This is a genomic window from Vibrio sp. H11, from assembly GCF_004804295.1.
Lineage (GTDB): Bacteria > Pseudomonadota > Gammaproteobacteria > Enterobacterales > Vibrionaceae > Vibrio > Vibrio ostreae.
Genome location: NZ_SSHN01000001.1, coordinates 439,695 through 465,774 on the forward strand (window position 1 = coordinate 439,695; position 26,080 = coordinate 465,774).

Annotated in this window: 24 protein-coding genes; 12 read left to right on the top strand and 12 right to left on the bottom strand. The window is 45.7% G+C overall.

Translation table 11 applies throughout. The annotated features are described in order from the left end of the window. Positions 1–399: 399 nt before the first annotated feature. The 8 genes from E6C74_RS02210 (at position 400) to E6C74_RS02245 (ending at position 10,590) form a co-directional block, all read left to right on the top strand. Positions 400–1,065 carry a response regulator transcription factor gene (locus tag E6C74_RS02210; protein ID WP_136482936.1) on the top strand — a complete coding sequence of 222 codons (666 nt, stop codon included), beginning with the start codon at positions 400–402 and terminating at the stop codon, positions 1,063–1,065. After that, entirely contained in the window at positions 1,062–2,492 is a 1,431-nt protein-coding gene (locus tag E6C74_RS02215) for a sensor histidine kinase (protein ID WP_136482938.1), read from the top strand. Before E6C74_RS02210 ends, E6C74_RS02215 begins: the two co-directional genes overlap by 4 nt. After that, a complete protein-coding gene (locus E6C74_RS02220) occupies positions 2,489–3,550 on the top strand; it encodes an ABC transporter substrate-binding protein (RefSeq protein ID WP_240798108.1) in 1,062 nt (353 codons plus the stop codon). The genes E6C74_RS02215 and E6C74_RS02220 overlap by 4 nt, the downstream gene beginning before the upstream one ends. Before the next feature lie 118 nt (positions 3,551–3,668). Further along, positions 3,669–4,733, top strand: coding sequence for a 4-oxalomesaconate tautomerase (locus E6C74_RS02225; RefSeq protein WP_136482941.1), 1,065 nt, complete (start codon positions 3,669–3,671; stop codon positions 4,731–4,733). A gap of 169 nt (positions 4,734–4,902) precedes the next feature. Next, on the top strand, positions 4,903–6,018 hold the full coding sequence (locus tag E6C74_RS02230; protein WP_136482943.1) for a tripartite tricarboxylate transporter substrate-binding protein: 1,116 nt from the start codon (positions 4,903–4,905) through the stop codon (positions 6,016–6,018). A gap of 137 nt (positions 6,019–6,155) precedes the next feature. Then, positions 6,156–8,141 (top strand): tripartite tricarboxylate transporter permease, encoded by a 1,986-nt coding sequence (locus E6C74_RS02235; RefSeq protein ID WP_136482945.1) that lies wholly within the window; start codon positions 6,156–6,158, stop codon positions 8,139–8,141. A 12-nt stretch (positions 8,142–8,153) separates the two neighbouring features. After that, positions 8,154–9,005: a universal stress protein gene (locus E6C74_RS02240; protein ID WP_136482947.1), complete on the top strand. Its 852-nt coding sequence runs from the start codon at positions 8,154–8,156 to the stop codon at positions 9,003–9,005. Positions 9,006–9,627: 622 nt separating this feature from the next. Continuing rightward, entirely contained in the window at positions 9,628–10,590 is a 963-nt protein-coding gene (locus tag E6C74_RS02245) for an OmpA family protein (RefSeq protein WP_136482949.1), read from the top strand. A gap of 517 nt (positions 10,591–11,107) precedes the next feature. On the opposite strand, the gene E6C74_RS02250 is transcribed toward E6C74_RS02245, so the two are convergent. The 12 genes from E6C74_RS02250 to E6C74_RS02305 form a co-directional block, all read right to left on the bottom strand. Continuing rightward, positions 11,108–11,329 (bottom strand): hypothetical protein, encoded by a 222-nt coding sequence (locus tag E6C74_RS02250; protein WP_136482951.1) that lies wholly within the window; start codon positions 11,327–11,329, stop codon positions 11,108–11,110. A 109-nt stretch (positions 11,330–11,438) separates the two neighbouring features. After that, entirely contained in the window at positions 11,439–13,091 is a 1,653-nt protein-coding gene (locus E6C74_RS02255) for a pilus assembly protein TadG-related protein (RefSeq protein WP_136482953.1), read from the bottom strand. Positions 13,092–13,093: 2 nt separating this feature from the next. Next, entirely contained in the window at positions 13,094–13,360 is a 267-nt protein-coding gene (locus tag E6C74_RS02260) for a DUF3613 domain-containing protein (protein ID WP_136482955.1), read from the bottom strand. Next, positions 13,357–14,031 carry a tetratricopeptide repeat protein gene (locus E6C74_RS02265; RefSeq protein ID WP_136482957.1) on the bottom strand — a complete coding sequence of 225 codons (675 nt, stop codon included), beginning with the start codon at positions 14,029–14,031 and terminating at the stop codon, positions 13,357–13,359. Before E6C74_RS02265 ends, E6C74_RS02260 begins: the two co-directional genes overlap by 4 nt. Beyond that, the gene (locus tag E6C74_RS02270) at positions 14,032–14,868 is read right to left on the bottom strand and encodes a type II secretion system F family protein (RefSeq protein WP_240798109.1); all 837 of its coding nucleotides are present in this window, start codon (positions 14,866–14,868) and stop codon (positions 14,032–14,034) included. Between the two features lie 95 nt (positions 14,869–14,963). After that, complete coding sequence (locus tag E6C74_RS02275) at positions 14,964–15,842, bottom strand: type II secretion system F family protein (RefSeq protein WP_136482961.1); 879 nt, start codon at positions 15,840–15,842, stop codon at positions 14,964–14,966. Then, positions 15,836–17,095: a CpaF family protein gene (locus tag E6C74_RS02280; protein ID WP_136482963.1), complete on the bottom strand. Its 1,260-nt coding sequence runs from the start codon at positions 17,093–17,095 to the stop codon at positions 15,836–15,838. The genes E6C74_RS02275 and E6C74_RS02280 overlap by 7 nt, the downstream gene beginning before the upstream one ends. 59 nt (positions 17,096–17,154) lie before the next feature. Next, positions 17,155–18,276, bottom strand: coding sequence for a pilus assembly protein N-terminal domain-containing protein (locus E6C74_RS02285; protein WP_240798110.1), 1,122 nt, complete (start codon positions 18,274–18,276; stop codon positions 17,155–17,157). Positions 18,277–18,324: 48 nt separating this feature from the next. After that, complete coding sequence (cpaB, locus tag E6C74_RS02290; RefSeq protein ID WP_136482965.1) at positions 18,325–19,245, bottom strand: Flp pilus assembly protein CpaB; 921 nt, start codon at positions 19,243–19,245, stop codon at positions 18,325–18,327. A gap of 9 nt (positions 19,246–19,254) precedes the next feature. Further along, entirely contained in the window at positions 19,255–19,800 is a 546-nt protein-coding gene (locus E6C74_RS02295) for a TadE family protein (protein WP_240798111.1), read from the bottom strand. A 2-nt stretch (positions 19,801–19,802) separates the two neighbouring features. Beyond that, positions 19,803–20,213 (bottom strand): prepilin peptidase, encoded by a 411-nt coding sequence (locus tag E6C74_RS02300; protein ID WP_136482967.1) that lies wholly within the window; start codon positions 20,211–20,213, stop codon positions 19,803–19,805. A gap of 38 nt (positions 20,214–20,251) precedes the next feature. Beyond that, entirely contained in the window at positions 20,252–20,482 is a 231-nt protein-coding gene (locus E6C74_RS02305; RefSeq protein ID WP_136482969.1) for a Flp family type IVb pilin, read from the bottom strand. A gap of 414 nt (positions 20,483–20,896) precedes the next feature. On the opposite strand from E6C74_RS02305, the gene E6C74_RS02310 reads away from it, so the two are divergent. From E6C74_RS02310 to E6C74_RS21180, 4 genes are all read left to right on the top strand, one after another. Continuing rightward, the gene (locus E6C74_RS02310; RefSeq protein WP_136482971.1) at positions 20,897–21,472 is read left to right on the top strand and encodes a YfbU family protein; all 576 of its coding nucleotides are present in this window, start codon (positions 20,897–20,899) and stop codon (positions 21,470–21,472) included. 15 nt (positions 21,473–21,487) lie between these two features. Then, complete coding sequence (locus E6C74_RS02315; RefSeq protein WP_136482973.1) at positions 21,488–22,762, top strand: collagen-like triple helix repeat-containing protein; 1,275 nt, start codon at positions 21,488–21,490, stop codon at positions 22,760–22,762. A 62-nt stretch (positions 22,763–22,824) separates the two neighbouring features. After that, positions 22,825–24,477, top strand: coding sequence for a ShlB/FhaC/HecB family hemolysin secretion/activation protein (locus E6C74_RS02320; RefSeq protein ID WP_168796931.1), 1,653 nt, complete (start codon positions 22,825–22,827; stop codon positions 24,475–24,477). A gap of 253 nt (positions 24,478–24,730) precedes the next feature. Then, complete coding sequence (locus tag E6C74_RS21180) at positions 24,731–26,023, top strand: PAS domain-containing methyl-accepting chemotaxis protein (protein WP_168796932.1); 1,293 nt, start codon at positions 24,731–24,733, stop codon at positions 26,021–26,023. Positions 26,024–26,080 lie beyond the last annotated feature (57 nt).

Consider the following 26,080-nt stretch of genomic DNA (forward strand, 5'->3'; position numbering starts at 1 on the left):
GCCGTATGGATGCAAGCTTCGGTGTCTTTTTGTCTGATACTCTTTCTCTTCTGATATGCTGTGATTGCCATTTCATTGAAGCATCAAATGTCGACCTATTAAATTAAAATACAATTAATACAGTATGTTAATTTATTCATGAAACTAATGTGATCGGCTTCGAGTCGCTCACTCATCTACCACCGACATGCATTTCTTTTGATAGAATTGTTATATGTGTGATCAAGGTTAAAAATAAGTGAGCATGGGTGCGTAAATGAGTAAGATTAGTGTAAATTTGCGCCTTGGCTGACACGTTAGCGTGGTCGGCCGATATGTGATGTCGGTATTGGGCACTTTTTACTCATTATCATATGAGTTGAATAAGCCATTTGCTATTCAGGGAAGTCAAAAAGAGCAATGCGAGTTTTAATTGTTGAGGATGATCGATTAATCAGTGAGTCATTAGAGCAACGCTTCAATGACCTTGGCCATGGCGTAGACTGTGCTTATGATGGTGATGTTGCCTATTCACTGATCAGTCACACACAGTATGATTTGATTATTTTAGACCTTAATTTACCCAAACGAAGCGGAGAAGAAATCACTAAAAAAATCCGCCAACTTTCAAATACGCCTATCCTGATTCTAACTGCGCGAAAACAGGTGTTCGACCGAATTAATTTACTTGATCTCGGCGCGGATGATTTTTTAAGTAAACCTTTCGACTTAGGCGAACTTGAGGCACGCTGCAGAAGTATTGTTCGGCGTAGTCGTGGCAATGATCATAATGTAATAGAGTTGGGTAATCTTAGTTTTGATTCAGTCACGGCGACAGTGAAAGTTAATGGAGAAAATATACAGCTTAAACAGCGGGAATATCGCCTGCTTGAAGTGTTTATTACTCACCCTAATCGAGTTTTGAGTAAAGAAGAAATTATTGATCACTTATATGGCTATGATAATCCTCCCAACCAAAATGCTATTGAAACTTATGTTGGGCGATTACGCAGGGCACTTGCGAATAGCGATGTAGAGATTAAAACTCTTCGAGGGTTGGGTTATGTTTTAGCTGTGCCAGTATGATGTTTGGCCTTCCTATATCAACAGGTTCCCTTCGCTTTCGTTTACTTGCTTATTCCACCAGTGCATTACTGTTCATCGGTTTAATATTTATGGTGGCAGTCAAACGTTTTGCATATGAAACCGCTCAGCACACCTTCGATCGCCCGCTTGCGTATGCCGCATTACAAATTTTGGATGAAGTTCGCTTAGACGGTGAGGAATTGAGTGTTGATCTGCCGTTTTCAGCCTTTAGTGGCCTGGCCGACTCTCCGCGTGACAAGGTGTTTTATTTGGTGACAACGAGGCAGCGAGAGTATGTCACTGGGTACCAATCTCTGTTATCCGAACAGATTGTAATTGCTCAAATTAACGCGAACCCTCTTAATTTAGAGGTGGTTCCGCACTTCTTTGATCTAAAGTTCAAACAACAGCATGTACGCTTTGCCTTGGTTGGTCGGGTGATCAACACCAGGAAAGGACCACATCATGTGTATGTATTGATCGGACAAACGACAGAAGCGAGAAAAAACTGGGAGCAAACCTTGTCAGATACGGCTTCTAAGCTGATATTTGGTGTCGTACTTTGTATCATTATTGTCATTGTTGTTTTAATCACCCAAGTACTCAAACCACTCAAGCGGATTAATCAAAAAATATCTCAACGTTCGAATATTGATCTGACTCCCATCGATCTGCAGGGGCCAGAGGAAGTCATCAATCTTGTTAAAACAATTAATAGCTTCATGTCCCAGTTGGATAATACGTTAATCAATTTGAAGAACTTTACCAGTGAGGCAGCTCATCAGCTTAAGACGCCGGTCGCGGGGATGCGCTCTCAGGTTGAGTTGATGTTAAGCCGGGAAACATCCCCTAAAACGGTGTATTCGCTGCATCGTGTTTTAGAAGCGTGTGGCATTTTAGAAAGAACTATCGAACAGCTTTTGAATCATGCCACCATTAAACATCGCTTTCAGAGCCTGGAGCCAACCAGCATTAATATTAATCAGCTGGTGCAGTCGGTTTGCCGTGAACTGGCTATCAACGCATTAAAACGCAATATAGGACTCAGTTTTCAGCACAGTGGACAATATCAAATCAAAGGTGATGAGTTTGCACTCAAGCAGATGCTGTCTAACCTCATAGAGAATGCGATTAAATATTCTTCGGAGAATAGTCAGGTTGAAGTTGAAGTGATGCGCCGTGGAACTAAGGCTATTATCTTGATTCGAGATTTCGGCATTGGCATAAAAGATGAAGACAAGCCGTATGTTTTTGAGAGGTTTTATCGTACTTCAGGAAATAAGCAAACTGGCTCTGGACTCGGTATGTCTATCGCCGCAGATGTGGCTAAGAAATATCATGCCAGATTAGTGTTGTATGACACGACTCCACAAGGGTTAACGGTAGAGATACAATTTCCGTACAGAAAATGGGAGGAGATTCAATGAAAGCTTTTCGTACGATGCTGTTAATCATAGTATTTGGCTTCAGTACTTATAATGTTTGCGCCAATCAAATGAATCCGCGCATTGTTAGGGTATTTGGGGCAGCTTACTTGTCGGAAATGCAACCTTTGCTCGATGATTTTTCTCAGCGTAATCCGAACATCGAACTACGCTATCGCTGGATGACGAGTGAAAAGCTTGACCAATATGTACGCCAGAAGATTCTTCCTCAACCGGATGTCGTCATCAGCTCAGCGATGCACCTGCAACTGGGCTTGGTTAATGATGGCTATTCACTTGAGTATCACCATGAAAGATCGAGTGAAGACGGGAGTTTTGTTGTGTTACCCGACTGGAGCCGATGGCGTGATGAGCTGTTTGGTGTCAGTTTTGAGCCTGCTGTGATTGTGTTTAATAATGCCTTTTTAGAGGGTAAACAAGTCCCGACTAATCGAGTTGAATTGCTTTCATTCATCCGGCGATACAGTCACGAGCTCATGGGGAAAATAGGACTTTATGATATACGCTCAGTGGGTATTGGTTATTTATTCTGGTCTTTTGAACGACAGCAGGCTCGTAATTATGGACAATTTTTGGAATTATTTAATCATCATAATGCACGGACTTTTAATAGCACACGTGAGATGTTAGAGGCGCTAAGCAATGGCGAGATTGCCATGGCTTATAATATATTAGGCTCATATTCAAACAGTTGGAAAGATCAGCGCGCTAATGTCACCATTACCGCAATGAAAGATTATACGCCGGTGATTATTCGTACCGCTCTTATCAATCGCACCACTCAGAACAAGCAAGACGCAAAACGGTTTATTGACTATTTACTGTCATCATCCGGGCAATGGACAATGGCACAATACACGAATATGCCACCGATACGTTCGGATATAAATAGCGTCAATTCAGCCTCATTTCTACGACAACAATATGCTGAGCAACTCAAGCCTTTGCCTCTGGACGTCCGTTTACTTGTGTTCGCCGATAAAAGTAAACACGAGATCGTCACTACCGAATGGGAAAATGCACTGAAAAATTATGACTGACTGAACGTTTACGACGGTGAGTCAGTCATGAGTCAGTGAATTGACAGGTTCATTTTGTAGCTTGATACCGCCACTTTTCCAGGACTGGAAAAGTGGGTCTAATGGTAAGGAGCTAAAAATGACATTTCCCCAATCTATTCCCTGTATGTTGATCCGCGGTGGTACATCAAAAGGGGCTTATTTTCTCGCCTCTGATCTACCTCAATCCCCTGATGAGAGAGATGAATTACTGATTAAAGTCATGGGATCTGGTGACGCGCAGCAGATTAATGGCATTGGCGGTGGTACTACATTAACGAGTAAAGTGGGTATCATCTCTCGATCTGAATCCAGCGATGCGCAGTTGGATTATTTCTTTGCCCAAGTCGGCGTAGAAGAAAAAGTCGTTGACACCAGACCTTCTTGCGGAAATATCTTATCCGGTGTTATCGCCTTCGCTACGGAAAAAGGCTTGATCGAACTGACAGAAGGCACGACAACCGTACGTGTTAAAAATATTAATACCAATACGATTATTGAAGTGACAGCCGAAACGCCGGATAAACAACTGCAGTTTGAGGGGACGACAGCCATTGATGGTGTGCCCGGTTCTGGGTCTCCGGTGCTGCTTAATTTCTTAGATGTTGGCGGCGCTAAAACGGGTAAACTCTTTCCGACAGGTTCTGTCAAAGAAATAATTCATGGCATTGAGGTCAGTTGCATTGATGCTGCTGTTCCCATGGTTCACATCCCTGCGCAGGCTCTGGGCTTAATTGGCAACGAATCGAAAGCGGAGATCGATAGTAATACCGAGTTACTTAGTAAGATTGAAGCGATTCGCCTTGTAGCAGGTGAAAAAATGGGCTTGGGTGATGTGCGCGGTAGCGTGATACCTAAAGTTGCGATTGTCTCTCCTCCTCATGATACCGGTACAATAACTTCTCGGTATCTTGTTCCTCACAATTGTCATGCCAGTCACGCGGTGACCGGCGCGATTTGCGTCGGCGCAGCCAGCCTGATTGAAGGCACAGTCACGCATCAGTATGCCAAAGCCTCTGCGGGCTCGGTCATCATTGAGCATCCGAGTGGCAAAATTGAAGTAAAGATTACCGTTCTTGAAGGTGAATCTGAACCTGTGATTGCCCAGGCGGCGTTAGTGCGGACCGCAAGACCGCTGTTTAAAGGCGATGTCTATCTAGCTTAGTTGTGCGTGTCGGCGTACAGCACATTCCATTTATCCCGAGATCTATGTAGCAAGTTTGTTAATAAGCTGTGGGTGTGTCAGTTTGGTGACAGTTTGACCCCCTACTGTGACCCTATCGCACTGCCGCGATTAACACTACATAAAGCCACAAGAATTTAAGGAGGCACTAATGCTGCTTAGCAATACTATGAATCGCACCGTGTTACGGATCAGCAGTAAGATTGTATCTGCTACGTTGATGACATTTTGTCTGGCATCGCAAGTGAATGCGCAATCAGTGAGTTTCGAAGGCGAACGTATTGAAATGACCGTCCCTTACAAAGAAGGAGGGGGGACCGATACTTGGGCTCGTTTTTTTGGCCCTTACATGACTCAATCGCTGCCAGGTGAACCTGTCGTGGTGATAAAAAATGTTCCTGGCAGTGGCTCAACCAAAGGTGCAAACCAGTTTGCTCGACGAGCCAACGACAATGGTTTGGATATCTTGGCGAGTTCTGCATCAACCCACTATACCTATTTGCTTGGTGACCGCCGGGTTCAATATGACTATAAGGATTGGAGCGCGGTACTGGCAACACCAACCGGAGGCGTTGTGTATATTTCAGCCAACGAAGGAATCAACAATGCCGAGGAGTTTGTTAACAATCTCAACAAGCTGGAGTTCAAATACGCAAGCCAGGGTGCAACCAGCATCGACCTCGTGCCATTACTCGCCTTGGATTTACTCGGTGCGGATGTGCAAGCCGTCTTCGGTATGAAAGGACGCGGTGCAGGCAGACTGGCATTTGAACGAGGTGAAGTGAATCTGGATTCACAAACCACTTCAGCGTATCTGAAAAAAGTTGTGCCTCTTGTTGAAGAAGGTAAAGCGGTTCCTTTGTTCAGTTTTGGTGTGATCGATGCTCAAGGCAAACTGCAACGTGATCCTAACTTTCCTGACATCCCGCATTTCGGTGAAGTGTACCAGATGGCGAAAGGTGATGAGGCGACTTCACAGGGTTTCAACGTGTGGAAGTCTTTCTTCGTGGCCGGATTTGTGGCTCAGAAGGTGTTCTTATTGCCTAAGTCAACCCCAGAAGATATTAAACTGGCTTGGCGTGATGCGATGAATAAACTGGTTGAAGTGCCAGACTTTAAAACAAGAGCTGATGAGGTGTTAGGTAACTATAAACAGCTGACAGGTGTTGAAGCGGATCAAGCGATGGATTCAATTCTTTCACTGGATGAAGAAAGTAAAAAGTGGATTGCTAAATGGCTGAAGGATAAATATAACACTGTGCTTTAAGCTTTTTATTACTTACTTTAATTTCTATTAAATATATTGAGAGAAATAGGTGGTTTACTCTGACATTATCGTTAGGCGTAAATATAAATAATTTTATTAACTATTATATTGCAATGTGAAATTATAAGGATTCAAGGATGTTGAATGAATTACTTACCGCTTTGCAGACAATTTTATCAGTTCATCACCTCATATATATGCTTGGTGGCGTGCTGCTTGGTCTAGCAATAGGTATCTTCCCAGGACTGGGAGGTATTGCCGGTTTATCATTACTGCTGCCATTCTTATATGGGATGGAGCCCATTTCTGCACTCGCTATGCTGATTGGCTTAGTTGCGGTTATTCCGACCTCAGATACCTTTACTTCTGTATTGATGGGGATTCCCGGTTCGAGCGGTTCCCAGGCGACGGTACTGGATGGTTTCCCTATGGCTAAAAACGGCCATGCGGCGCGTGCTCTGTCTGCGGCTTTTACTGCCTCATTATTCGGAGGGTTGTTTGGTGCGGTAGTATTGACTGGCTTTGTTTTGATCGCCCGTCCGGTCATTCTGGCATTTGGGTCTGGTGAACTTTTTATGCTCACCTTGCTCGGACTGACTATGGTTGGATCGTTGGCCGGGAAAAGCTTAGTAAAAGGCTTATCCGCGTGCGGTTTGGGGATTTTGCTGGGCAGTGTTGGCAGTGCGCCGGCAACGGGTGAATATCGAATGTCATTCGATAATTTCTATCTCATGGATGGCATACCTTTGGTTGTCGTCGGGCTTGGCATTTTTGCGCTGCCAGAAATTATTGATCTGTTGCGGCAAAACAAACCGATCGCAAATGCCAGTAAGCTGGGGTCAGGTTGGTTCTCTGGTGTTAAGGACTTTTTCGCCAATAAATGGCTAGCGCTGCGCTGTAGTGTTATCGGCTGTATCATCGGTGCACTTCCTGGTCTCGGTGGTAGTGTCGTTGACTGGATAGCTTATGGTCACGCGGTACAAACAACAAAAGATAAACCGAGATTTGGTCACGGTGATGTAAGAGGGGTTATTGCACCTGAATCATCCAATAACGCAAAAGAAGGCGGTGGCCTTGTCCCGACTTTGTTATTTGGTATTCCCGGCTCGGGCAGTATGGCGGTCTTTCTGGGAGGAATGGTTTTAGTCGGTCTTGAACCTGGTCCTGCGATGGTAAGTACTGATCTACATATTACTTACACCATTGTTTGGTCCCTTGCTCTGGCGAATATCTTTGGCGCCGCGGCATGTATGCTCATTTCACCTTGGGTGGCACGATTAACCACGGTACGTTATGCGCTTCTGGCTCCATTTATGGTGATGGTTATCTGCTTTGCGGCATTCCAGGCAACCCGTGATCTGGCTGATCTGGTGACTTTGCTTGCGATAGGGGTTCTCGGGATCCTGATGAAGCGATTTGACTGGCCACGACCTGCTTTTCTGATTGGTTTTGTTCTCTCTTCCGGAATGGAAACCTATCTGTATCAAGCCATTCAGTTTGATGGTATCGAGTTTCTACTTCGTCCAGGAGTGATGATCATTGGTGCTATCACTTTGTTATCTCTAATCTTTATGATTCGTCAAAATATGAAGAAAAGTAATGAAGGAGAAGGGAATGAGAACAAGCTTCAACAAGCACCGAGTCGCAAACCTCAAATTTTGTTCGCAGTGATGATCAACTTGATTTTTGCCTACGGTATTTATGACGGTTATCAGCGCAGTTTCTTTGGCGGTATTTTCCCTATCGTTGTTGCAACGGGAATGTGGTTACTCTCGGCCATTGTGGTTGTGCAACTATTGACAAGACCAGATAGTTCTCCGGTCTGTTATGATAATGAGTATGTACAAGGGTATGCTTATGACAGTAATACAGCATCAATCATGCATTATGTGTATTGGCTGGCTGCACTGATTATTGGTAGCTATTTAGTCGGATACGTTATTTCAATTGTGCTCTTCTTCTGTCTGTTCCTAATGAACAAAGCAGGAATGAGTTTGTGGAGGTCATTAACGGTTACGGCGGCGGCATCGTCATTCTTGCTTGGCCTGACTCATATCATGATGCTGGAGTTGCCAACGGGCTTATTACAAGAATCCGTATCATTACCATGGCCATTAGGTTAGGAGGAGAGCTCAATGTCAATCCGGTCGATAATCATGCCATTTGCTTCTCAGGAAGATGGCGAGCAGCGATTAGAGGGCGCACTGCGTGTCGCCCAATTTTTCAACGCACATTTAGACGTATTGCATGCTCAAACGGGAGCTGAAAAATTAATGCCCAGTGAGCGCCGTTTAGTCTCAAGAAAGTTTTACGACCAGATCGATAAGCTGGTTCGTGATTACGTTCATGATGACATGGCGCAGGCTAAGCAGAGCTTTGAGCAATTACGCACTCAATATAGTATTCATGATGAAATCAGCGGCTCTGATGCTGTCAGTGCCAATTGGCATGATATCTTTGGTTATCGTGGTGAGGTCGTGGCAGAGTGGGGTAAAGTCTCTGATTTAATCATTATTCCTCAATCGCTTAATGGGCAAACCAGTGTCAGCTTCGAGGCGGCAGTGAATCATGGAGGCAAACCCATTTTGGTTATGCCTCGCAAACAAACCCATTTCGCTCCCGAAACGATTATGATCGCATGGAATGGCGATAATGCGGGAGCCAACGCAGTGAATAGTGCGCTGCCATTACTCAAAAAAGCCAAACAAGTGGTGGTGGTCACCAGTGAGAAATACCTGTCAAAGAAACCGACTCAAGTGGATTTGGCTCGTTATCTTGCGCGGCATAAGATTGAGGTGGAGTGTCTTGCTTTTGCTCATAAGAGTAGAAAAACTGGCGCGCAACTGTTGGAGGTCGCATCGGAGTTGAACGCGGATTTGATTGTTTCTGGTGCCTTTTCTCACCAAAATCTTCATCAAAAAGTGTTTGGTGGTGTGACTCAGAAACTACTCATGCGCTCGGTCATTCCGTTGTGGATGATGAGTTGATGATTATCAATATGTCAGCTCAATGACAGTTTAATCTGTTATCTTCACTTTAGGCTGGTTAGCGATTAATTCGTCCGCCCAAGAAAACAACAAGGTACCAATCTCTATCCTTGTTTAGCTAACCAGCCTTACTTTCTTGCTAGCTCGTGAGCACGGCAGCAAGCGGAGTTGCCACCGGCATTGTTTCACCTGATGACAGTTGAAGTAAGTCACTTTTTTAAAACAATAATCAGTTTTATTTGCTTTGATGAAAAATTCGCGAAATGCGATCCACTTGCGTAAGTATTATACGCCTTCCTCATTCAAGAGCGTTTCCGATGTGACTGGTTAAAAATATCATGTCACAGCGTTGATTTTTAGAATCAGATAGTTAGTGTCTATTATTTCCCAAGCTATTCTTCTGTATTTTCCGTAATGCTGGTTCAAACCTTGGATACACTTAATCATCGTTAATGTGCATTTTTGATTAGAAAACCTCTTACCTATTAGGCAACTTTTTGAATTGTTTATTATAGTGAATGATGAGGTTTGCGATTTAATGGTCAGTCAGTTGTCAAAAATTCCATTTATAGGTTTCAGTCGCGAGTCCTACGATCACAATAATGAACCGTGAGGAATAGTTATGCAAAAGTTAACAGCAATGGTATCCGCGTCCATGTTAGTCGCATCAACGGCGACCATGGCAGATCTGTATGTTGGCGCTAAAGTCGGTAAAACCTGGCTTGATGACGCGTGTCATAATTCGGAATCCTGTGACTTGGATGGTACGACGGCAGGAGCTTTACTCGGTTATAACCTCACCGATTGGCTGGCACTGGAGGGGGGGTACGACTATTTGGGGAAATTTAATGGCGCGGGTATTTATCGTGACACCGCAGAAGCATTCACCATTGCGCCCAAATTGAGCGTTGGCCTGACAGACGCGCTCGATCTGTACGGTAAAGTTGGTGGTGCACGGGTATTCTACGGGAATTCTTCGGATTACTCATACTTAGGTGCTGCGGGTCTGGAATATGCAGCAACCAGCAATCTTGGTGTTCGTCTTGAGTATCAATACCTGAGTGATATCAATAATGATGTTGTACGTGCTAAAGCGCACACAACCACGCTAGGCCTGGTTTACCGTTTCGGGGGCAGTGCAGAGCCTGCTCCAGTTATGGCACCTGTGAAACCAGCTCCCGTAGCAAAACCTGCACCTGAGCCACAAATTGTGACCAAAACCTTTGAGTTCCAGCGTCTGGATAGTAAGACTTTCGCTAATGACAGCGCAGAGCTGAGTGCTGAGAAAAAAGCGCAACTCAATGATCTGGTCATATTCATGAAAGAGCACCCGCAGGCGAAAGTAGAAGTAACAGGCCATACTGACTCAAGTGGTCCTGAGGCCTATAACCAGAAGCTGTCTGAGAAACGAGCTCAGGCCGTGGCCGCAGTACTGGAAGAAAAAGGCATTGCAGCTTATCGTATCAAAGCGACTGGTCAGGGGGAAAGCAGCCCGGTTGCTTCGAACAAAACGGCAGAAGGTCGTGAGCAAAACCGCCGCGTAGAAATAGTGATTCCGGCATTTAAATACCAAGTGCAACAATAAAAACTTTTTAATCAAATAGATATAGATTTGAAATATCAAAAGGATATATTGATTGGCAGTCAATATATCCTTTGCTTTCTGGCCTGATACTTAATTTCATATTTTGTAAAATTAATTGATATAGAAATTGGATGGGTTAGAAATACAAGTTTGATTAAGTATTAGCGTGATATTTCTAACCTGGTGATTTTCGTTAAGAATAGGTACTAAAAAGAGCGGATTATAACGCCAAATTTTGGGCAGAAACCAAGTGGTTATGTCTGGCGCGTTATCTATTTTGCCAGGTAAGCAATAAGTACCTATGTGGGAATAAATCCAGCACACTGTCATTCTCAAAGGAGGTTAGGATGAATTGTCGTCACCTCGACAGCTTAAAGAAAGTTCGGCGTAGATTTTGGCACACAATATTCGGTGTAAAAGAAATTTATTTGTGCCAGACGTGTGGAAAAAGAATTATGATGCGTTAATCATACAATTAGCAATATATTGTTATTGGCCCCATGTTATATAGATCTACCTATTTTATCGATAACGTTAACTCCATCGCTTTCAGTAATGCCAGATAAATTTTTTCAGCTTCCTTATGCTTAATCACTGAGCCTTGCAGCGATAACACGACTTCGCCTTGAACTTTAAAGCGATAGAACTGGCCATCATATTCAAATATGGGGATGAGTGTTTCTTGCAAACACTGACTTTCACTTAATCTTTTTACACTATGAATCATATTGTTATCCATTCTACTATCCAACTTGACTTGCTGCTGCGTGGTAGTTTTGAATCATTCAAATGATTGACCGTAATACTAAGGGTGATAGCCGCAGCTCACACTTCACGCATGGCTAAATTCAAAGAATCAAACCATGTGAGGATGCCTGGATGGAATCTACCCATAAGTCTGCGCCGCCCAACGGAACTCCAAGGGCCTGCAGGGCTGGTGCGAGTTTTTCACCTACAATCGCTGTAAGAACATTTGAGAGTAAGGGAGATAAAAAACTATTCAAGGCGGCTGTCACAATGCTAAGTGGTGCTCCCAATCCAAGTGGGGCATCAATATTGATATCAAATGCAGTTGTAAATGCTCGGCTTGGGTCTTCTTGAATACTATCGGCCGCCGTCGAAGAGTAGGGTAGTTGATCCAGAGCAATGAGAGTCGGCGTTAGATCGCGATTATCTGAAATATCAATGTTTATGCTAATGACTATTGGAGAAAAAATGAGCAGTCCAATGCTGATACTGATGGGTTTTGCCTCGATGCTTACTAATGAATCTTGAATCAGAAACTCCGCTTGCGGATTTTCACGGTTGAGATTCAATTGTGTCAAAGTGGCTTTGGCTTGGGCAGCGGTCACGTTAATTTCAAGCGGCGACACTTCAATATTCGCGAGACCTAAAGTGGCAGAGCTCAAGGCATCAGTAATACCATCAACTAGGTCAAGGCTTGCCGTGAGTGTGAGTTCAACCTGAGAGTTTTTAACACTTGGCGGCGAGTCCTCATTAATTGGTAGTGTTGCAACCGTGTACTGCGGCGGTTCGATGATTTGGGTTTTCACTGTTACATCGGTAATGCCCGGGACACCAAGAGAAAGAGCGGGAATATTAACAAAATGGTCTTTATTGGCAGCAAATATAGTGGTTTTAATTAAATCCAGTGCACTGAGCGATGTCTCCAGTGCCGCGCCTTGAGTTCCATTTTCACTTAGTGTGAATACATCCCCCAGGACAATGTCAGGAATACTTTCGACCAGAGCAAGTTGGTTGATAATGAGGTTCAGTCCATCCGGAAACTGATCGCCGTTGTCCAGGACATTGAGGTAAGTTTCAAGCACGGACAGAAGAGATATGTTGGTTTCGAGTACTTCCTGCGGTGAGCCTAAACCGAGATCAAGTGCCAATGCGTCAAGGACACTGCCCAGTTTTAATGAGGTGTTCGCTAAGCCATCATAACTGGCTACGTCTAAATCGAGGCTGGTGCCTAGCAGTCCGCCCAGCAATCCATTCAAGATCCCGCTGTCTGCTGAGCTGAGGGTTTTACTGCCAATGCCAAAACTGATGATACCTGCTTTCTGGACTGCAGCTTCTGCCATCAGGGTGATTTCATTGTCGTTGAATAACCCGCCGGCAATCATACTTTGGGGAACCGTTTTGGTGACCACAACTTTAGATGCCGGGTAGCCATTAGCGACCGCGGCAGTGCTGGTGTCGATGACCCAGCGATTGTTTTGAATGGTGGCATACCCATTCTGAATGGTCAGGCTGTCCACCTGATCCTTATATTTGTCCGAGAGCATCGTGGCGAGGTTTGAGGCACCTTCAGACTGAATAAAGTAAGGGTTGTTGAGCCCGATTTCCGAGGCGGCAAGATCAGCGATAGACTGCAGTTGCTGACGCTGAAAAGCCAGGCGTGCGGTATCAATAGCGACGGAAGTAAAGATAACCAAACTGAGTAAGGCAGCCGCAAGCCACAAAGTGATGGCGCCTGACTGATCGCGTTTCGCCATGATTATTCTCCGAAATCGTTCTTAATGAATTTTTCCGGAATCGCGTGCGAAAACGATTTTTCAGCACGTTGCTGGGTCGCCTTCGCCGCTTCGGGCGTTAGTGTATCTTTATGGCTGGTTGCGAGCATATTTTGCCGCTGGATTTGCAGCCAGATCCGCGTCTGCTGGCCTGTCACTTCTTCACCTTTCTGTGGTTTGGCCGGTAATGTCTGTGCAACCGTTGCGGATGCGTACGTGATTACGCTAACTAAAAGAAAAAGTGCTTTCATTGTTCCGTCTCCTCGCGACTTAATGGATTAAAACTACGCAGGGCAGTGACTAACTCCCGATTTTCTTTATATCCCCAGCCGTATCGCTTGATGAGGCTTTGCGCGCCTTTACGATCATTGTCGCGTGATAAAGCCAGCCATAAGTTTTTGGCCGAACGGTGATTGTTTGGGTTGAGCTCTAACGCGGTTAAAAACTCTCTTTTTGCCGCGTCTGTGTCGTCATTAAGTAGTAAGAAGAAGCCGTAATCGTTGCGGATCGCCGAGTTATCGGGCTCCACATCGACGGCCAGTCGCAGCCACTTGCCGGCCTGTTGGTAGTTTTGCCGGTATGCGGAAATCAAACCGAGCCCATGTGCTGCCTCACCTTTCAAGCAGGTATCCAACAAGCGATCATATACTTTACTGGCCTCGTCCCATTGGCTCGTTTTCAGCAAAGCTTTGGCCTGCAAAGCGGACTGGCTGACGGATGTCGTCTCCATTTTCTTTAGCATCGCCAAAGTGGAATAGTATTGCTGTTTAGAAAAAGCTTGTTGGGCCATCGACAGCTTCATCCCCTGCGATTGAGATAACTTTTCGTTACACGCACCTGGCGATTGAGTATATTCAACGGGTTGTTGGCTGGATGAGCAGCCTGCCAATATCAAAGGAATCAACACCAATAAAGACTTCATTTAACCTCCAAAGGCTGCCATCAGCGCCAGGGCTGCCGGACCACCGAGAACAATAAACAGAGCGGGAAACATCAGCGCCATCATGGCAATGGATATTTTTCCGGATAATTTGGTCACTTTTTCCTGCAATTCGACCCGTTTGTGCTGATATATCAACTCCGCCAGGGATTGGAACGATTCCTTTAAACCACCGCCGGTTGCTGCTGCTTGCGATAACATGGTCAGAAAGTCCTGGAATCCACTGGATAAGGTGAGTTGCGCCATATCATTAAACACGATCTCGCGGTTTTGACCTGCGTCGATGCGAGCCACGATAAGCTCTATATCCTTATTGACCTCAGGGGTCAGTTCTTTCGCTTCTTGGAGGTAAGCTTTGAGCAGGCCTTCCAACGAGAGGCCAACCTGCCAGAGAATGGCCATCATATGCACCGTGGTCAGCATTTCTTCATCAATTCGTCGTGCTCGTCTTCGTGCCTGAATTTTGAACCAGTAGAGCGACAGTAACGCGCCTAGTGCCATGAATAAGGCATAAAACAGGAAGGTGCGCTGCATGGTTGAGGAAAAGAGGTACTGTTGGCCGGTAAAAATTAAAAACAGCCCGGACCAGATGATGAACATCTTGAACAGACACAACACTTGCTGCCGCCCACTGATATACCCGGCCTGACGCATGGCAAGCACAATGTCGGACAGAGATTTTTGATGATCTTGTTTGGATTTTCGCCACCATTGCAGCGAATATTGCATCAATGGCTCGCGCACAGATTGTGTCTTTGGTGTCACTGCCATCGATTCGTCAGATTCAAGCAGTAACTTCTCCTGGCGAATGGCGATCAAGTGGCAAATCCCTGCGCAAAGCGTTAACACCACTGACAGTACAAAATAGGTCTGAGTCATGGCTCTTTTCCTTGGCTGTAGACATTTCACATTGGCTATAAACTACGAAACATTCGCCAGATCACGACGATGCCCGATAGCTGCAGGACGATACCAAACAGTAACGCCTGACGACCTGTCTCTGAGTACCACATATTGATCAACAGCTCTGGGTTCTGCGTCAGCATGTAGGCACTGACCAATACTGGCGCGGATCCGATAACCCAGGCTGTTATTCGGGTTTCTCCGGTGATCGATTTAAGCTCACGTCGGCTCAGATCTTGCTGCCTGAGCAATTTAACCAGGCTGTCGAGGGAGTCCGTAATACTGCCGCCGTATCGTGTATTGATGCTGAATATCGAGCCCAATAACCGCAATGCCGGAACGCCGGTAATCTGACTCTCTTTAATAAAAGCATGTTGTAATTCAATGCCTATTGCTCTGCGGTCATTGACGCGTTGCAGTACGTCTTTGAGCGGGCTGGTGGTCACTTTTGCTGACTGGTCTACCGCTTGTGGTACAGTCAATCCGACTTTGATACGGCGATGAACCTGATCGATAAAAGAGGGAAGTTGTTGTGTCAGGCGTAATCTCATTTTGGCTTTACGAAGGCGCGCCAAGAATGTAACGATCAAAAGACAGGTGACGAAACTGATCACAAAAGCCAGGCTACCAAACATTCGTCCCACGATGAAACTGACGCTAATGATGAGTAATAATAACAAGCCATTTTTTAACCATGACTGGCTAAATCCCATCTGCTGGGCTTTCTCTATTACGTACGCTTGCGGGCCTTCGTGACGCACTCTGGTTTCAAGTTCCGTTGTGTGACTTTCTTGCGTGGCCTGTTTCTTCTGGACGTAGGCGGCTAAGGCATAGCAAACACCGGCGACTGCCATGATTCCCAGACTCAGCAGCAGGTAGAGGTTTACCATAGTTGCTCCTCAAGCTTCATTTGCAGCTCATTGGTCGGGATGCCACTTGGCTTAAACGTCCTTTGTGTATATTCGTAAAGCTTATGAGTTTTGATATGTCCATCTTCAACCGCGCCGACTTCCACCACTTCTGAAACAATTCTTTTGCCATTCGGCAGGCGACTTATCTGTATCACCATGTCGACCGCGGATGAAACCACTTTTCGGATGAAGTTCTCACTGGAATTAAAACCGGTCAATGTCACCATCATTTCCAATCGGAGCAGGGCATCTCGTGGTGAGTTGGCATGTAAGGTGCTCATGGATCCCAGATGTCCTGTGTTCATGGCTTGCAACATGTCCAGCACTTCACCGCCACGACTTTCGCCTAAAATGATACGGTCAGGTCGCATTCGCAGAGCATTTTTTACCAGCTCGCGCGCGGTCACTTCACCGCTGCCTTCCGAGTTTGGTGGTCTGGTTTCAAGACGCACGACATGGGTATTTCGCAACTGCAGTTCGGCTGCATCTTCAATGGTGACAACCCTTTCATGTGGCGAAATATATTGACTGAGAATATTTAACAACGTGGTTTTGCCTGATCCGGTCGCTCCGCTGATTAATATATTCAGGCGTGATGCAACACAGCGTTTCAAAAAAGCCAGCATGTCGGGTGACAGTGTGTCATTATCCAGAAGGTATTGTTCCGTTAAGCTATCCTGTTTGAACTTGCGCACCGAGAGGCAAGGGCCATCCAGGGCCAGAGGCGGAATGATGGCGTTAATACGACTGCCGTCAGGAAGACGAGCATCAACCATTGGATTGGACTCATCTATCCGTCTGCCGAGCGGGGAGAGCATTTTTCTAATGACTCTGATAACGTGTTCGTCGTTGAGAAAGTGATGATCCACTTGTTCCAACAGGCCTTCGCGTTCGACGAACACCAGTTTCGGGCCATTGATCAGAATATCGTTGATCGATGGATCTTTGAGTAAGTTCTCGATCGGGCCATAACCTAGCATCTCATCGACTAACTCTGCGGCCAGAGTGTCGAGTGGTGTTGATTGGCTAATATGTTCTTTGATTAAATATCGCTGGATATACGTGATGACCGGCAGCATCAGGTTCTCGCGGCTATCAGAGGCGAGGCCAAACAGGACACCATCATCTTCCATTTGCTCAAGCACGTACTTATGTAAGTCGGCCTTTAACTCCAAATCTAAAGGCTGACAGACAGAATTTTTAAAGGCATTCAACCAGTTGATTGTCGTCATAAACGGCTCCTGAAGCTGCGTTAGCTGATTATTAGAAAGAGAATCAGCACGGGCCAAAGTTATTTAGAAAATCCTATGTCACTGGGAAGATCTTCTGGCTCTGCATGCATGAAGACCATCTTGAAAAAGTCCGGTTGGTAATTGCGGTAAATCTCTCCCGGTAGCGGTGGTAATGTGGTGCCTTTTGCAATCGGGCGTACCAAGTGGGGCGTCACGACCATCATCAGCTCTTTGTCATTTTTTTCCAGGCGACTGGAGCTGAAAAAGGCGCCAAGAATCGGGATGTCACCCAAGCCAGGAAAGCGGTCGGCATTTTTCATCGTAGTACTGCTGATCAATCCACTGATAATAAAGGTCTCTCCGTCACCAAGTTGCACCGTGGTGTCGGTGCGTCGTACGCTAATTCCGGGTACCTGAACACCGCCGGTACTGACGGAATTACTGTAATTGAGTTCACTGACTTCGGGGGCCACTTTCAACATGATGCGGTTGTCCTCCATCACGGTAGGAGACAAGTTCAACCTCACGCCAAATTCTTTGAAGTCGATGGAAATATCCCCATCATTGGAAGACCTCGGATACGGGAATTCACCGCCGGCTAAAAAGGTCGCGGTGTGCCCGGACAGGGTAACGAGGCTCGGTTCAGCCAAGGTGTAGGCGAAACCATTGGCATTCAGTGCGCTGATGGTCCCTAAAATCCCTTTTGATACATCGCCAATGACCACATTAAACGCATCACTCAGAGATAAAAAGTTGCTGCTGGAGGAGAGTTCCCCGCCAAATGAAGCGCCATTTAAAGCAGAGCTGCTGCCAATGCCAAATGTTGTATTGCCAGTTTGCCGGCCAAGGAAAAAACCTGCCTGTTTCAACGCGCTTTTACTGATTTCTACCACTTTAATGTCGGTTTGAACCTGAACATTATTGTAACTAACGGCAGTTGGCTGAACCTTGAGCATGTATTCTAACGGTGTGTCCTGAGTTGTGGTCCAGACGTTCAATGTCGTTGAACCGATCTGTTGACCGGTGAGTAATAGCGTTTTGTCGTTGAGTACAGTGAGTGAGACAATATCCGGTGTGGCGATAGCGGCTCGTTTCAGGTCACCTGTTGGGATGTGAATACTTTGCTGAGCATGCTCTTTAAGAATAATGGTTTCTGCCGCTTGAGAGACAAACGGTAACATGAGCAAAAATAATACAACCAGTCTGTGTAGGCTCATAGACAACATTCCTTATTGTTGAGGTACTTTCACGACAGAGCGCTCATTACCCTGAATGACTTCGACGTATCGGGTGCGTGTAGCGACACGTTGACGAGCGGGGTCGGGCTTAGATGTTTTTTTAGTCTCTTTTTTCGGCGGCTCAAACTGTTTGAGTTCTGCCACCAGTGTGTTTGTTGTGGTTGCACTGGGCTGGCGTGTTAATGAAACGGTTTGCAACAGTGACGCTGGATCCAAATCGTTGGATGGTTGCTCAAAAGCCAGTTCTTGGCTGCCTACTGCCGCGAGTCTGAGTTCACCGCTGCTATCGGCTAGCAAAATCGTCGGAGCCAGATCTTCCCGCACCGAAAGAACCACAGACTTGGCATGATTCTCGCGGTTGTCACTGTCTGTGCCTAATTGAAGATCTCCCACTGCCAGCACTTTGAGACTGGAGGCGATTTTTCTCGATGTTGTACTGGTGCCAGATTCTCGATTGGGTTTGAGCAACAGCATCACATCCACATAATCACCTGGCTGAATGTAGCCTCCGACGGTTAAGACTTCACCCGCTTTGATCGCAATCGCTCTATGATGAGGCGGAAGGTCGTCGATGACTGGCCGGTCAGGAGCAAGCAGATCATCGGTTACGTAGTCGCCAACGTCTACGGATTGATTCAGGCGTCGCCCAACAACAAATTGTTTGTTCTGAATGTAGCGTTGGCTGTGTTGCGGAGTATTCACCTGTTTGAGCATCTCTGACGCGATCATCGTCCCTTGATCAAGGGGTTGATCAAATACCCAGGCACTATATAAAGGGGCAGGCGATTGCGACGGCTGCGGCTTGGTTTTGGGTGCGGTCAGCACACCAATAAGCACGACGATCAGCGCGATGGCGAAAAGAACGACAGACGCCAACTTTAGTGCTTTGACTTTGTTGTGGGTTAGATTCATAGCTGGCTCCTAGTTCAACTTAAGCACGGCAGTGCCGACAATCTGGTCGGGAAAAACGGAAGCGTCTCCAGGAAGCAGACCATCAATGATACCGATCGGTAGAAATGGGGTCGTTCGGTAGCCATCTAGGACAATCGATACCTGACAGCAGACCTCAGAACCACCTGCGGGATCGGTTATGGTTGATACGCGTATCAGTTGCTCTGCCGCCGGCAGAGTAATGCCGAACAGCGTGCCCGGGTTGTTTCCTTCTCCGTGGGTAAAGCCCTGGATAACCATCACCGCATTGTTTCGTATGGTGGGGGTCACTTGGTTGAGTACTTCATCGCCGGAGCAACTGTGGTAGCTGAAATAGCACTCCTCACTGACGAACGCCATTGACTGGCGAATGCTCTCTTTCGCCGCATGGTCGAATATGCTGGCGGCAAAGAAAATCATGCAATAGTGGATCACGGCAAACAGCAAAACGATAATAACGGGCAGCAGGCAAACCGTCTCAATGGCCACCGAGCCCGTTTGCCTCTTTAATTTTGTTATCGATTGCGACATATTCATTCCTACACACCCGTGACAAAATTGAATCCAATCGCGGTGATTGCGATGGCCGGAACAAAAGGGGCTTCGTTTTTCCTTCCAAAAAAAACGGTAAAATAAATCGTGAATATCGACAAGCAGACCAATAAAAACATTGCCATTACATCTATCGGTAATATAAATGAAATGCCGAGTAATATTTTTCCGTCCGCGCCACCAAAACCAAACGCAACGTATCCAATAAAAACAATCAGAAACGTAAAAATGATGGAAAGCAGAACTTGGTGATTGAAAGTAAAATTGCCTAATCCATAAAGAATTAAAGCGGGTGCCAGCATTAAAACCGCAATTAACAGTGCGGGCACCCGCTGGGTTTTTATATCGTAGGCACTAGCAATCAACAAGAGTCCGCAATAAGTCGCGAATAAACTCATCGTATCACCAAACTAAGATAATTAATCTTCGGCTAGCCTTAGGTTGTTGGAGAAGTAGTTGTAGTGGCAGGGAGCGCATCTTTGACGGTGTTTAACACGTCTTCAATGCGCGCTGCGATGTTATCATCACCTGTCGAAAACAGTGCGATCGCAATCGCCGCGATGGTGGCAATAATGGCGTATTCGATACCGGATGCGCCTTTATTGCAGTGTAGGAATGAGATGAGTGAGCACCACGCTTTGGTGGTTAAGTCTTTGAATAGAAACATAGTAACCTTCCTCAAACTGACGCTTAGATGATGAAATTCATCCTCGAGCACTTTTAGTTATTCTCAGAAGTTAAACAGTGTTGCACTGTTGCCTTCAACCTAATCGTAGTCAGGTTATATGAGTGATGATGAATATTTTTTGTGATTAAGATCACGAAACTAATAATGAATTTTGTTGCGTAAAACCGTGGGCATATTAACCATGAATACACGGTGGTTATTAATTGATTTTAAGCTATTGATGAAAAAGAAATTAGCTATATAACCACATTATAATTAATGTTTTAATGTTGATTTATCCATGCTGGTGGTGTTTTTTAATTTCTGGATCTTTGCGAAATCTTTATCATGATTATTATTAGTGTCGTATTTAGGCTGTTTGGATAATAGCTTTATTGTCACGGTGGTACAGATATGATTCTAAATAAAATAAAAGAAGTATTAGCAGCATTTTACAACGTCGACAGTGCTGGAAAACATACGGAGGGGATTTCTGAATTAAACTCTGTCTGGTTCAATGCGAGGTTTTTATATTTCTTTAAATATCATGGATTAAAAAAATCTGACGACTCAGAGGAGCACGTATTGTATGAGAAGGATGCTATCAGTCCATACAAATACGTCCTTTTTGTTGTCGATGTTTTAGAGCTTTTTAGTTTACTTAACGCTTCATGGTACCGACTCTCAACAGAGCAAAAACATCAACTGCATGATATTGAACATGCGTTTCGTGGTTTCTCCTCTGCCAAGGAGTCCAAGTATCTTGAAGCACTGAAAATTATCACGGTTGAAATGATGGTTTTCAGCGAGTTCTCGCACAATCAAAAATGTTCGCCGCTGAAACCTATGGTCGAGCAATACCGGCGCATGCTTACCGTGTTTGAACTGATGGGGCGACCGATCCCGCTTAGTTACCCGCAGTTATGTCGATTATTGGCGGTGCTAGAAATTGGACCGGCGGCTAAACAAGGTCATAAGGAACGTATCTGAGTAAAGGAGGATACCATGACTGTTTTAAATAGAAATTCCATTTTTTCACTCCTGTCTTTGTTGGCTATTACGGCATGCAGCGGCAGTGGATCAGGTTCGATGGCGTCAGGCGGTAGCGGCCAGGAAGTGACGGAAGATGACGTTGCAGTAAGTACGCAGTCGAGGAACATTGTGTCGGAAACGGGAAGCAGCGTGTCACAAAGTGAGTTAAGCACCACATTAGATACCTTAACCACCGGGTCCGGAGAGGTTCTGGTGAATCTCGGCGAGGTCGTCACGGCTCTTGGGGATGGCTTGCCACTCGGAACCACATCCCTGGAAGTCGATGACGCTTATGTCACTAATACATTGCAAGGCGCAGCTAATGCAACGGAAAAACTGGGTACAACGGTGGTTTCTGCCGGTGATGCGGTCGCGCAACTCGACGCGTTACCTGTATTTGTTCAGCTTAACGAACGCACTGGATTATTGACTTATACTGGTATGACGGTCTCCGACTTAGGTGGCACAGTCGAGAATGTCGGGGGATGGCTGCAGTACCAAACCTCAGAGGAGGGCAGTTTGTATGGCCTTTCTGAACATCTTGGCGCGATGACAGCCCCGATTTTAGTTCAGGCAGGAGACATGATTGATCTTAAAGGCAACGCGTTGATCCTTTTTAATGATGTCGGTGACATCAAAACGACCTTGCCTAACTTCGTTTACGTTTCCGCGTCGACACTGACGAAAGGGACCGTTGCATTATTGATGGATACGCGAGGCACGGTTGAAGATGTTGGCCGGTTATTTGTCGGAGAAAATGGCCTGACTGCTCTGCTGACCAGTGAGTTGCAGAGAGATGACACCTTGTTGGCGAGCTTGAAAACAGGGCTTGAAGAGCGGTTGAATGCCAACCCGTTGTCTGACTTAGGTGATAATAATTTGCTTGCCGGAACTGGGTTATTTGCCGATGCAGACGGAAATCTCACACTGGTCTCTCAGCAATTGGGTGACATATTGAATCTGGAAACCGGATTAGTCGGATCTTTGGATTTGAGTTCAACGTTACTGAACTTTAATCAGCTTGATGGCTCATCAACGCCTCTGGCCAGTTTATTAGGCTCAACGGCACAAAGCTTACAGGACGTTATAGGCGGCTTAACGGGCTCTTCACTAAGTTCGCTGTCGTTCACCAATGTGACAGATAGCATAACAGGCGACGATCAACAGGCATTGTCCGATGTTAGTGAGAAGAAAGGACTGCTGACCCATATTACAACCAACGTTTTGAAACCTATTTTGGGCCGGTAACCGTTTTCTTTCGCTATAACAAGAGCCAGCAAATGTTGGCTCTTTATTTGATAAGGAAATCTATGTTGAGCAAAAAAAAGTCCTTTGTTGTTATTGCAGGCTTGTTTGTTACCAGCCGCTGTTTGGCCGTGGAACCGCCGTTATTAGTCCAACCTGAACCGATGAGCAGAATGCAAGCCGAGTCTTCTCCAAACGTGAACCTGGATGAGATGCAGGGTGAAGTGGAGGTACAAAGCTCAGATATTATTCAGTCGATCCATTTTGCAGGTGGTACATCGGTGCAGCTTGAGTTACTGGCGCTGGATGTGCAAGCTTTGCTAAATCAGCCCTACTCGGCGGATTTCGTCGGACGGGCGCTTGAAAAACTCACCGCGCGTTTCCATACCGCCGGTTATCCCTTGGCATTTGCAACCGTTAAACAAGACGGTTTTCGTGATGGTCGTTTAACCATCACAATTGTAGAAGGCTATGTGGTGCGAAGTGAACTAGACATAGCCGATGATGCCGTGAAGCAGGAAGTGCGTGCGATATTGCAACCTGTGATGAATGAGAATCCAGCGACCCAGGCATCATTAGAGCGTGCGATTCTGCTGATTAACAGAATCCCGGGCTACCAATTTGATATCGCGCTGCCGAGACCCAAGACTATCTCCGGCGCTACGTCTATCCGTGTTATTGCCCGCGATAATTCCGTATTCGAGCCCTTCGTCGGTTATGCAATGCAGCAGGACTCCGATCGGAACTTTTCTCTAGGAGCCAGGATTAATGTGAATCGGATGTCAATCAATCGTGTGACTTTCATCGGATTAATTCCACGTGATAACAACAGTGATGAACAATATTATTCAGTGCGACTGGAGCACGATATTGGCAATAATGGAATGATCGGGCAACTGAGCGCCAGCTACTATACCGATAGTGAAGAGACGGCGATTGATGTCGAAGACGTAGAAGTTGGGGTTGAAAACAAACTCAAGCGGCGCAGCGTAGATTACTCTGTCTCTTACCCGATAATCTTAAGTCGGGCGACAGACTTGAGCTTGTCGTTGGGGGTGACTTATGAGAGTGAGGAACGCAATTATGATCTCTCCTTCAACGGTATCGCTTTGGGGGAGTTAAACGATAAGCTCGATTATGTCCTGAGCCGACTTTCGATTGATATGATTAAGCGTCTTGATAAGCTTAATTTCTCGCTGGGTTTGGGTATCAATCAAAGTATTGGCAGCGCATTTAAGTATCGGAGTGACTTAGAGTCGGAAGACATCTACAACGACGATTTTACTTTTTACGACCTCCAGTTTTCCTCCTCTTATGAATTTATTGAGGATTACGTGTTGTCGCTCAGAGCTACCGGAATGTATGCAGACCAACGCATCGTCCCGTCACAACGTGTGAATTTCGGTGGGCTCAATTATGGTCGAGGTTATCCGGAAAGCACATTAGAGGGCGACAAAGGTTATGGCACAGAAGTGAAGTTGTTGCAACGCAACCAGCATGGTCAGTACTTTTTCAATCCATACATCACCTATGATCACGCGTACGCTGAGCAAGAAAATGCGGCTATGAGGTCAGATCGAATTTCGTCGGCAGCCGTTGGTGTCGAAGTTGGCTACGGAGCGAATTTGTATGTAGCGGTTGATTACGCCAAGCCATTAAAAGAGAGAGAAAACAGTAACGATTACGTTTACAACCTAAGCGTGAGTTGGCGACTCTAGTGGAATATCGCTCCGGTAAGCCAACAGGCTTGATATAGGCGTTGTCTGAATGGTTTTCACTGCTGTTATGCAATAGGCACTGATGCCAAGCTAAAGCATTCATTATCAAAATCATTCCCGGCTTAAGGTTTCTTTTATATGAATCAGCACCGGTTATATTTGTTGCCTATAGTTAGTAAGAGGTTGTACCTGAATGGAATCAGGGCAACGACAAACATCTCTGAACAGATACAGTGCGAATAGGGATCATGCTATGTGGTTAGGTCATAAACGAGCAGAAAAAAATACGACGTCTGATGTTGATACTAAGGCCCACCTTTTTGATGATATGAGTGCTATCAGTCAGCATTTAGCCATTGTTAACTACGATGCAGAGGGAAACATCATCGAGGCAAACCGACGGTTCTTAGATATGGTCGGGTTAGAGCTGTCTGACATCATGGGGAAAAATCAGCGTCAGTTTTGTGATGATTCTCCGCAAGCTTTGTCCGAGAATCAAGAATTGTGGCAACAGCTGGCGAATGGGAAAAGCCACAGCGGCACTTACAAGCGGAAAATTAAGCAAGATGTGGTATACCTCGACTGTACCTATGTTCCCGTTTTAGATGATTCAAAACAATTAGTGAAAGTCATCAACGTCTGCAAGAACATTACCCATTCACAAGAGGAATTTATTCATTTAAACGCCATTCTACAAGCGCTCAATGTGTCGTTGGCCGTGATTGAGTTTTCACCAGACGGAACGGTTCAGCATGCCAATGAAAACTTTTTGCGCGGTATGGGGTATTCATTAAATGAAGTGGTCGGCAAACATCACAAGATGTTTTGTTTTCCTGAGTTTTACCGTGATAACGCGGACTTTTGGCAACGTTTAGAAAGAGGTCAGCCTTTTAGCGGTAAGTTTCAACGTAAGGACAAGCAGGGCAATAGTCTTTGGCTGGAAGCGACCTATAACCCAATTGTAAATGAGAAAGGAAAAGTCTATCGGGTTATAAAATTCGCCTCGAATATTACCGACCGGGTGAATTTAGCCATGCAGGCGGTCGAGATGGCGGCATCAATTTCTGAGCAAACATCTCATATTACAGATTCAGCGGTTCAGGTCCTCAATGGTGCGGTTGAAACGGCTCATAATGTCGCTAACCGAGTTAAGGGTGCGAGTGCGCTGAGTCAGCAATTGCTGGAACAATCCAAAACCATTAACGGAATGGTGAACACGATTAACGGTATTGCCAGTCAAACCAACTTATTGGCATTAAATGCCGCGATAGAAGCTGCCCGCGCGGGTGACACTGGCAGAGGTTTTGCGGTTGTGGCGGATGAAGTACGTCAATTAGCTTCCCGCACATCTGCTGCAACCGAGGAAATTACGGATGTGGTCGGTGAGAATGCCCGTCTTATTGCTGAAATGGAACATCACCTGATCTCGGTAAACCAAGTGGCATTAGAGGGGGAAGACAGCATGCACTCCGTATCTCATGGCTTGGAGGATGTCAGAGTCGGGGTCAGTCGCTTTGTTGGCATCGTAGAACAGTTGCGCGCTTAGTCACTCCGTCATAATTTTAGTTGACCACTACAATTTAGTTGACCACTACAAATAGAC